The sequence below is a fragment of the Leptolyngbya sp. FACHB-711 genome, from assembly GCF_014695615.1.
GTDB lineage: Bacteria > Cyanobacteriota > Cyanobacteriia > Elainellales > Elainellaceae > Leptolyngbya_A.
On record NZ_JACJOR010000536.1, the window covers coordinates 1 to 9,535 of the forward strand.

9 protein-coding genes are annotated in these 9,535 nt (G+C 52.1%); 2 read left to right on the plus strand and 7 right to left on the minus strand.

Features of this window, described 5'->3' with window-relative positions:
- Window positions 1-106: 106 nt before the first annotated feature.
- The 6 genes from H6F80_RS26490 to H6F80_RS26515 all read right to left on the minus strand — a co-directional run bounded on the left by H6F80_RS26490 (window position 107) and on the right by H6F80_RS26515 (window position 7,144).
- Window positions 107-3,688 (minus strand): PAS domain-containing protein, encoded by a 3,582-nt coding sequence (locus H6F80_RS26490; RefSeq protein WP_190794510.1) that lies wholly within the window; start codon window positions 3,686-3,688, stop codon window positions 107-109.
- Window positions 3,689-4,109: 421 nt separating this feature from the next.
- Window positions 4,110-4,550, minus strand: coding sequence for a response regulator transcription factor (locus H6F80_RS26495; RefSeq protein ID WP_190794511.1), 441 nt, complete (start codon window positions 4,548-4,550; stop codon window positions 4,110-4,112).
- A gap of 244 nt (window positions 4,551-4,794) precedes the next feature.
- On the minus strand, window positions 4,795-5,190 hold the full coding sequence (locus tag H6F80_RS26500; protein ID WP_347277933.1) for a response regulator: 396 nt from the start codon (window positions 5,188-5,190) through the stop codon (window positions 4,795-4,797).
- Between the two features lie 248 nt (window positions 5,191-5,438).
- A complete protein-coding gene (locus H6F80_RS26505) occupies window positions 5,439-5,894 on the minus strand; it encodes a hypothetical protein (protein WP_190794512.1) in 456 nt (151 codons plus the stop codon).
- On the minus strand, window positions 5,891-6,499 hold the full coding sequence (locus tag H6F80_RS26510; RefSeq protein ID WP_190794513.1) for a chemotaxis protein CheB: 609 nt from the start codon (window positions 6,497-6,499) through the stop codon (window positions 5,891-5,893). Before H6F80_RS26510 ends, H6F80_RS26505 begins: the two co-directional genes overlap by 4 nt.
- Before the next feature lie 423 nt (window positions 6,500-6,922).
- Window positions 6,923-7,144, minus strand: a complete 222-nt coding sequence (locus H6F80_RS26515) for a hypothetical protein (RefSeq protein ID WP_190794514.1) — start codon at window positions 7,142-7,144, stop codon at window positions 6,923-6,925.
- Here H6F80_RS26515 and H6F80_RS26520 point away from each other — a divergent pair.
- Complete coding sequence (locus H6F80_RS26520; protein ID WP_190794515.1) at window positions 7,143-8,456, plus strand: hypothetical protein; 1,314 nt, start codon at window positions 7,143-7,145, stop codon at window positions 8,454-8,456. The genes H6F80_RS26515 and H6F80_RS26520 overlap by 2 nt on opposite strands.
- On the opposite strand, the gene H6F80_RS26525 is transcribed toward H6F80_RS26520, so the two are convergent.
- A complete protein-coding gene (locus H6F80_RS26525) occupies window positions 8,423-8,590 on the minus strand; it encodes a hypothetical protein (RefSeq protein ID WP_190794516.1) in 168 nt (55 codons plus the stop codon). The genes H6F80_RS26520 and H6F80_RS26525 overlap by 34 nt on opposite strands.
- A gap of 26 nt (window positions 8,591-8,616) precedes the next feature.
- Between H6F80_RS26525 and H6F80_RS26530 the strand changes: the two genes are divergently transcribed.
- Window positions 8,617-9,535: ATP-binding protein (locus H6F80_RS26530; protein ID WP_190794517.1), on the plus strand; the 919-nt coding region annotated here is incomplete at its 3' end.

A 9,535-nucleotide genomic window follows, 5' to 3' on the forward strand; every position in this document is an offset into this window, starting at 1 on the left:
TTGGACAAATCTTGTCTGCCCATTTTTTTCTGCCCATTTTTTTATTAAATGGATTCTTCCAAGAAGGCGCGCAATGCTCTATTCGCTTGAGGATTAGGGTTGAACGTCAGGGTTGAGACAAAATCTGTTTGACGGCTGCAATGAGCTGAAGCCGGTCGATCGGTTTCGGGAGATATGCTTGAAAGCCTGCTGCAAGAATTCGCTGCTCATCGGAGGGTTGGGCAAAAGCGGTGAGTGCAATTGCCTTTGGCAGCAGTGCAGCTTCCGTCTTTGGCAGTGTAGCTTCCGCTGAAATAGCCTGCAATTGTGGCGATGGCAATAATCGAACTTGTTGAATGAACTCGTAGCCATCCAGCTCTGGCATTCCAATGTCGCTAATTAATAGGTCGGGCGGAGATTGGGCAATGTGCCGCAATGCTTCTGAAGGCGAGGTAAAGGCAGTGACAATTGCGCCTTCGTGGGTGAGCAAAAAGCGCAGCAGCTCTAGATTATCTGGCTCGTCATCGACTAGCACAATGCGAACGCCCGCCAAAGCACCGAACGAAGTGGTCATCCCAGAGAATAAAGCAATCGCGTCCGGGGGCGATGCAGCCTGGGCAGCTGAGCCATGACTGTCTCCGTCGTCTGCCGCTTGCCTGCCAAAATCGGTTGGCTCAAAGCGATCGCCTTCGTTCAGCAGGGGCAGCTTGACGATAAACGTTGCACCCTGTCCTAGCCCAGGACTATCTGCGGTAATTGTGCCGCCGTGCAGTTCGACTAAATGCCGCACGATCGCCAGCCCTAACCCTAAGCCGCCGTACTTCCGCGTTGAGCCGCCCTCGGCCTGACGAAAGTATTCAAAAACATGGGGCAAAAAATCAGGCGCGATCCCAATTCCAGTATCAGCAATGCAAACCTGAGCAAAGCGGCTGAAGCCGTCTTGAGAAACCGACAGTTGAATCTCAACCTGACCGCCCTCTGGGGTAAATTTAATAGCGTTCGAGAACAGATTCCAGAAGACCTGTCCCAGCCGATCGACATCGCCCATCGTGTAAATCGGCTCTGAAGGGTTGAACTGAAGGGTGACAGATTTTGCTTGCGCGGCAAATTCCACCGTTTGGATTGCATCAGTCAGAATGAGTGTCAAATCGAGCGGACAAAAGCTTAACCGCAGCTTGCCCTGAATCACCCGCGAGACATCCAGTAAATCATCGACTAGATGAATCTGGTGTCGCACGTTGCGCTCGATCGTCTCCAGTGCATGAGCCACTTTTTCGGGAGTTAGCTTGCGCCCTTGCAGCATTTTCGTCCAGCCCAGAATTGGGTTGAGGGGCGTTCGCAGTTCGTGGGACAAGGCAGAGAAAAAGTCATCTTTCAGGCGGTTTACCCGCTCTGCTTCCTGGCGGGCGACCTGTTCACGGGCAAGCAGTTCTTCACGTTCGAGTTCGGCTTGCTTGCGATCGCTAATGTCAGTGTGCGTGCCCAGCATCCGCAGCGGGTTTCCTTCAGCATCCCAAGCAGCAATTCTGCCCAGCGACAAAATCCACTTCCAGCTGCCGCTGACTGTACGCTGCCGGAATTCAACCCGATACTCATCTTGTTTCCCAGCAATGTATTCTTCATAGGCACGGCTGACGGGTTCCCAGTCGTCGGGGTGCAGGCGTTCGCGCCATCTGGCGTTGGTTTCCTCAAAGGTTTCTGGATCGTACCCTAGCATCAAGGCATATTCGGGGCTGACGATCGCATCTCCGGTTTGAACGTTGAGGTCATACAAGCCCTGGTTCGCAGCCCTTAAAGCCAGGCGCAGCCGCTCTTCACTGTCGCGCAAAGCCTGCATCGTTCGCGTTTGCTCGATCAGCGGCCAGAGCCGCACCACCACTTCCTGAAGGAGCATTACTTCATCTGATCGCCACGAGCGCACGGCGGCGGAATTGACAGTAAGATGGGCAACCCAGCGTCCTGCTCTTACGCAGGGAACGGCGACAAAGGCATGAATTCCCAGCCCCCTATAGTTTTGAGCAAAAGGCGCAGTATGCTCACAGGTTGCAACATCCCGAACGACAGCAGGGTGGCTGGTCTGCTGGTATTGATGAATTATGTTGGGCAACATCATTTCGGATAAGCGATACGTGCCAACGATGCTGGGCATTTCTGCCTGCGATCGCCAATCCTGCTCGACGGTGATGATATCTGCTTGCAGGTCAACGTTGTGCCACAGACAGCGATCGACCTTGAGGTATTCGCCTAATCGACTGACCACTTCCCATTCCATTGCGTCCGCATCGGAAAGCTGGCGCAGTCGCGAATCGAGGTCGTTGAGGAACTGGTCATTGAGTTCGGCGATTCTGCGAGCGTCTTCGATGTGCTTACGCTCGGTAATGTCGAGAACCGTCCCTGACATGCGGCAAGGTTCCCCAGCAGCGTCAGAATATCCTTGTCCGCGTGCCAGTACCCAACGCATTGTGCCGTTCGGTTGAAAGATGCGGTACTCCTCGTCAAACTCAGCGCGATCGCGTAACGCAGTCGCAGCCGCATGAGACACTCGCTGGCGATCGTCAGGATGCAGCGCGTCGAGATGCCATGCCCAGGTCACGGGAACATCGGGCGGCAGTCCAAAAATTTCTTTGCAGCGATCGTCCCAGGTCAAAACCCCAGTGATGAGATTCCAATCCCAGATTCCCTGCTTTGATCCTTGCAAAGCAAGCTGGAGTCGTTCCTCGCTGAGGCGCAGCCGTTCGGAAGATTGCTTGCGTTCCTGATCAAGCTGATCGAGCGTGCCAGCACTCAGCCAAATTAACCCCAGCGCAACAGCAATCTGCGATAGAGACAGCAGCGACAGCGCGAAGTTTGGGTCATAAGCGTCTGAATCTTGCCCCTGTAAAAAGACCCACCCCAGAACCAGCGGCACCACGATCGTGGCAGGTACAAATCGGCGGGCGACATCACTTCCAATCGAATCTCGACGAGTCAGGGTGTGCATTAGTCCCCGATCGCTTTCCAGTGCCAGAATCCCTGCACAAAGGAGGATAAACGCGAACGCAGTATGAACTGCCATTGAGGTGGTCAGACTGCTGACCCGATGCAACACTTGAACCCTATAGGCATAGCCCACCATTGCTTGTAGCGCAATTAAACCCGCAGCCGCCGTTAAACTTTGAGCCATAGTGATGCGATCGAACCTGGCTTGCTGATGCGATCGCTGCCTTAGTTTTTCTCGCTGACTGTATAACCAGAGGGCGGCACCCGTCAGCACAAAGTTGATAGCGGTATTGATGCCCATGCGACCGGGATGAGACGTTGCCGGAGAAAGCGGAGTATCCCGAAACAGCAGTTCATCGATCCCAAGATTGAAGCCGAACCCGTACTGACTGCTCGTCAGTAAACCGATCGCACCGACTGCAACTGCACAGCCTGTTGCAAGGGAAGTCGTGGCAGAGCGGCGGGTTCGAGTTTGCAGCCCCAGCGACACGCCAGCCAAAATAAAGCAAAGGGCTGTATTCGCCTTCATAGACACCGACCCTGGAATCACGCTCTTTAGAAATGCGAGATTCAAGCTCCAGCCAAGCAGAACCAGGCATCCCAACAGCACGACCAGACCACTGGCAACTCGCGCAATCTTTAAACTCTGGCGATGGGAAGCAGCTCTGTCGACAGGGCAATCGGGAGCAAGAAACCAGTTTCTCAAGTCCATAAAGATTTGAATCAGCAATATATAGACACTACTGGTTCTTACACTTGCAATAAAGTAAACGATCGCGGTTTGCCTATCACAGTTTGACCATTAGTTTGCCCATTCCCATTAGTTTGCCCATTAGAGTTCGTCTATCGTAGTTCGCTCATTATATAGTTCGCCTAATGATATAGTTCGCTCATTACAGTTCTCCCATCACCTTTTGTCTACGATATTGCCTACCGTAGCGACAGTTGAGCGGCGATCGAGTCTAATCAGACTTTTGAAAAGCGATACGATGATTCGAACTGCGCCCAATCCCGGGGAAACTGAACCATCGCTCAGTAATTAACCGTAGGGTGTGTTAGGTAAAGCCGTAACGCAGTGAGCCTTCGAGCATCAGGCATTACGCTGCGCTGGTTCATCTTACAAAAGACTAAGTTTGATTCTGACCCCTGGCTTAATTTCGATCCAGAAAGTGATAGATAGATTGCCTGCGATGTTGTGAGGCTGCTGCAAAAGCTCGCGTCTTTTCAAGCAACTCCTCAAAGGTAATTGGCTTTCGGATACAGTCAGCAACTAATTGATATCGATGACAGAAATCTGGAAACTCAGAACAGCCCGTCACCACCAGAACCGGAATAAATGGATAGTTTTGTGCGAGCCACTCGGCAACGCCGCAGCCGTCTAAGCCAGGCATCATCAGATCCAGCACGATCAGGTCTGGAGGATGGCGTTCGATTTTGGCGATCGCACCATAGCCTTCTGACGCAGTTTCGACCACATACCCTTCACCTTCCAGTAGCACTTGCAGCAGTGCTCGATTGTCTTCGATATCATCCACAACCAGAATATAAGGGGCGGGAAAGTGCGAAGAATTAAAAGAATCAATCGCAGACATGATAAAAATTTTATTTTTCAGTTCACATCGTGAAACTTCTTCAGCCCTATTTCTTCGGTCAGGGGTAAGAAAAAGAATGAACTGGAAGGAATAGATTGTGACCCGGATTCCTTTAGGAGGTTGCTTTAGAGGGATCAAAAGTGCTGCATCGCCCCTTACATGAGTCAACTTGGGGGACTTTGCAACGGAGCAATGGTTCAGTTTCCCCCAGAATTGGGAACAGCAAGGGAAATTTTAATCGCGATCAGACAGGATGCATTCTGTCTTTGAATTGCAGAAAAGCTTTTACCCGCGCCACCAGTTCGTCAAAATCGACCGGTTTACGAATAAAATCATTAGCTCCTAAATTCAGCCCTTCAGCCGCTTTAGGCTCTTCATGTGCCGTCACTAAAAGGATTGGAATGTAGGGTAGGTCTTGCCTCTGGCGAATTTCCTGCGTCACTTCGTATCCGTCCATACCAGGCATCATCACGTCTAGCAAAATCAGGTCTGGCGGATTGGCTTCCACCATTGCTACCGCTAACCGACCATTATCTGCTATGTCAACTTCGTATCCTTCTGCCTCCAAAACGGTTTGCAGCAGAAATAAGTTGTCCATCAAATCATCAACGATCAGAATACGGGAGTTGGAAGCAGACACAGCAATCCTGGGAGGCAACAATTGGGGAGCGAATCAATTAGGACAGGTAGAACAAAACAGAACCGCAAAAACTGCCCTGTCCCAGTATTCTAGATGCAGTGCTTTACTACCCTCTAACCTTCGGTAGATTGAGGAAATTTTCTTTAAAGAGGGTTCTTTAAAAAGGGACTGTACAGCAGCGTCGCGATCGCCCTTCCTTGTCCAGGGGTAAAAGGCAGTTTGATTTGCCCCGTTTGACTTGCCTCGTTTCACTGGTTCATTGGCAGATCAGATATCGGTGACTCTGAACGAGTTTCCAATACCGGACTCACCGAACTACTCAGCAACATCTGATGCAATGTCTCGGCTTGGTGCAACGCTTGCTCAGCCTGTGCCACAATCTGCTCGATCTCCTGGGCTGGACGCTTTTGCGATCGCGCTTCTGCTGCCAGCCAACGAGCCACAACAGCTTGTTCTCGCAGCAACCGTAACGCTGTCCACAACTGCCGTTCGACTTCTTCTCCCTGGCTTTTGATCAAACTTTCGGGAAGAAAAGCGTGCCCCACATGACACTGGTAACGCTTTATGCCGCCGCTGTTCACGTGCCACAGTGATCCCCCGCAATCTGGGCAGCCTAGACCAGCAGGCGAATTGGTTGCCATCATTTGCTCAAGAGCGTCCTGTTCTAAATGAGCAGCATCGGGTCTGGGTTCTTTCTGGGTCATAGCGCGTTCTTTGATTCATGCGCCTGTTGCTGAATGAGCGTGACGAGCAACTGGGCGATCCCGGCGATCGGGAGAATATGATCAGCAACACCGTAGTTAATGGCACTTTGGGGCATACTGGGAACCAGGGCTTGCTGGGGGTCTTGCACGATCGTAACGCCTCCGCGAGCTTTAACCTCTGCGAGTCCTGCTGTCCCATCCCAAAGCCCACCGGAAAGAATGATGCCAATGACTCGCTTGCCGTAGTGTTCAGCAGCGGTGCGAAATAGCGGGTCAACTGCGGGTCGAAATCCGTGCTCTTTCGGACCCATGACCACACGCATTCCTTCTAGAGACAGGAGCAAATGACGGTCTGGTACTGCAGTGTAGAGGTGCCTGGATTTAATGCTCGCGCCATCAATCGCCTCACAGGCTAGAATTTCGTTCCAGGGTTGTAGCGTCTGGGCAAGTGCAAGCGACTGACGTGCCTGAGTGTGCATCACCACAAAAATCGTTGCGGGAAATTTGTCTGGCAGGTGTTGCAATAGCTGGATTAATGCGTGAATTGCTCCCATTGAACCACCCACGACAATTAAAGGGTGTGCTGGCGAGTCTTGATTAGCCATGAGAGTGTCCTTTAAGCGACAGTGAGCAACCGTGACAGTGAGCGACCGTGAACAATAACAGCTCATCCGAATGGCATAAGCGCAAGCATCACAGGACGGTGCGAAGCTCAATGAACTGCTTTAGCTTAAGGTCTTAGCAGCGTGCGGCTCCTCCATCATCAGCAGCAACTTCAATTGCGATCGATTGTATCCAGCCTCAACCGATCGAGAATTCGTCCCAATTAAATTTGAGCTTGCATGGAATCCGCTTGATTGAGGAAATGGCTGAGGCAGCGATGGGAAGGGGATTAGACCTGTGGCTTACGCGGTTCAAATCCCCCTCATTTCCCCTTCATTAATCATCCTTCATTAATAAATAGAGCGCGAAAAGATCGAGCAGAATTCGGGAAAACCCGAATAGATTAAAACAGTTCAAGGGTTTGTTCAAGGGTTTAGCGATCGCCCGCTGAGCATTGGTTGAATCAATTGAGCAGATAGGTAGATTAGAGATAGGCGGATTCGAGATAGGCGGATTCGATAGATAAAAGCGATCGGAAATTCCAGAAATACAAGGCTGGGCTTTGTGGAGTCACAATCATTGGCTAATGTTTCGATCGCAATTCGGGCATCTTTGACATAAACGCCTGAAGCGTGAGAACTAATCATGCCGCCCCAAATGTCGTCCCAGATGCCGCCTAAAATGCACTTTCAAGGCAGCGCGTATTTTGCCCAACCGCCTGCCTATGCGCCACTCCTGAAGCCGATCGTCCTGATCAAAAAAGGATTTTCTGCCCTCTATCAGCTGCTGCTGCAAGTGGTCTGGGCTGAACTGGTCAAGGGAAAACAGACAGACAGCCTTTTATCCGCGTTGCTCTTTCTGCTGCTGTGCGTTTGTTCACTGATGGTTTATCGCTTTGGTACATTACAGCAGCCGATCACGATCGCCTTTCTGCTGATCTGGACGATCGATCGGCAGATTGCGCTGTATGAATTTCGGTATCGGTTTCGATCGCCAGGCAGCCGCAGCATTATTCACCTACATGGCAGCGAGCATTGGCTGGTTTGGGATCAGCAGCTTCCCGATGGACAGCACAATCATCTGAAGCTGAGGCAAACCGAAATTGAACAGATTACGATTCACCGCAGCGAACTTTACGGCGGCGTGTTTGACGATCGGCTCGGCGTGGTTTGGCAAATCAATCTGCGGCTATGCGATGCCTCAGAGCTATTAGTCGATGAGCAAAGGCAGGTCAGCCGTGCCCTTGATATTGCTCGATCGCTTGCAGGACAGCTCCATGTGCCGATCGCGTTCAAGCAGAGTGAAGGGCAGGGAAAATTTGCCTGGGAGCCGATCGACGAGGGAATGATGCGAAGCAGTCCAGCCGACGGACTAATCGAATTTTCTGAGACATTTCCAAAAACGATCCAGGTGCAAAGAACCGCGCAGCAGTGGCAAATTTCTTCGCGCTGGCGGTGGATTAGTGGTTGGCTGCTGATTCAACAGATTGGGCAAAGAACGGGATTTTTGCTGTTTGTGCTGTGGATGTCGAACTTTATGGTGTACTGGGGCGCATTTCTTCATTTCTTGCTGATCGCGCCTGGGGAGAGTAGTTCGCTCTTTGATCTGATCGGGCTGCTCATCCCACCGTGGAAATGGACGATCGCCCTGGAGTTAGGCTTCACGCTGCTCGTCCTGCTGATTCAGGGGGCAAGGCTCAGCTTTGAAGAGCATCTGCTGCTAAACCGCAACCGGCTCACCTTTTATCGCAATACCAAACCGCTTGCCCAGATTTCCCTGGATGCGATCGAGGCAACGCTATGGGTGAAACAGCCCGATCCGGTGCTGCTAATTGTAATGAGTGATTCGGTAGAGGGCGATCGAGTGATTGAAATTGACGGACTCCAGCGAGAGATTGAATTCCGCGCCATGCTGATCGCCCTTGATCAGGGACGGGCTGCGCTGCAAGCTGAGGTCTGAAACGCCGATCGCCTCAGCCGTCGCGTGATACGATGATTTCCTGGATCACTTTCGAAGCCCGGTTTAAGAATGTCGCTGTCGCCGTGCTGCTGCTGTAAGCGCGTCATCTGCCACGGAAATTCGGAAGCGGTCAACGACCCTATCCCTCAGCCGACGACCCATGCATTTTGAAAAGATTTTGATTGCAAATCGGGGGGAGATTGCCCTGCGAATCCTGCGAACCTGCGAGGAGATGGGCATTGCAACCGTGGCAGTGCATTCCACGATCGATCGCCACGCGCTTCATGTGCAGCTTGCCGACGAAGCGGTCTGTATTGGCGAGGCTCCCAGCAGCAAAAGCTATCTGAACATTCCCAATATTATTGCTGCTGCCCTGACCCGCAATGCGACTGCGATTCATCCGGGCTATGGTTTCTTGGCAGAAAACGCCCGCTTTGCCGAAATTTGCGCCGACCACCAGATAGCCTTTATCGGTCCCACCCCGGAAGCGATGCGATCGATGGGCGATAAGTCCACTGCAAAAGAAACTATGCAGCGCATCGGCGTTCCCATCGTTCCCGGCAGCGATGGATTGCTCACGGACGAGAGAGAGGCTCTGGCGATCGCCCAGGAAATCGGCTATCCAGTCATTATCAAAGCCACAGCGGGCGGCGGCGGACGGGGAATGCGCCTGGTACGGACGGAGGATGAGCTGATCAAATCTTTCCTGGCAGCCCAGGGCGAGGCAGAAGCCGCCTTTGGGAACGCAGGCGTGTATCTGGAAAAGTTTGTTGAACGTCCGCGCCACATTGAGTTTCAAATTCTGGCAGATAGCTACGGCAACGTGATTCACCTGGGCGAACGCGATTGCTCGATTCAGCGTCGCCACCAAAAGCTGCTCGAAGAAGCCCCCAGCCCAGCCCTCACCCCCGAACTGCGCGAAAAAATGGGCAGTGCTGCCGTTCGAGCGGCTCAAGCAATTAGTTATATCGGCGCGGGCACAGTCGAATTTCTGCTCGATCAATCGGGCAATTTCTACTTCATGGAAATGAACACCCGCATCCAGGTCGAACACCCCGTCACTGAAATGATCGTCGGGC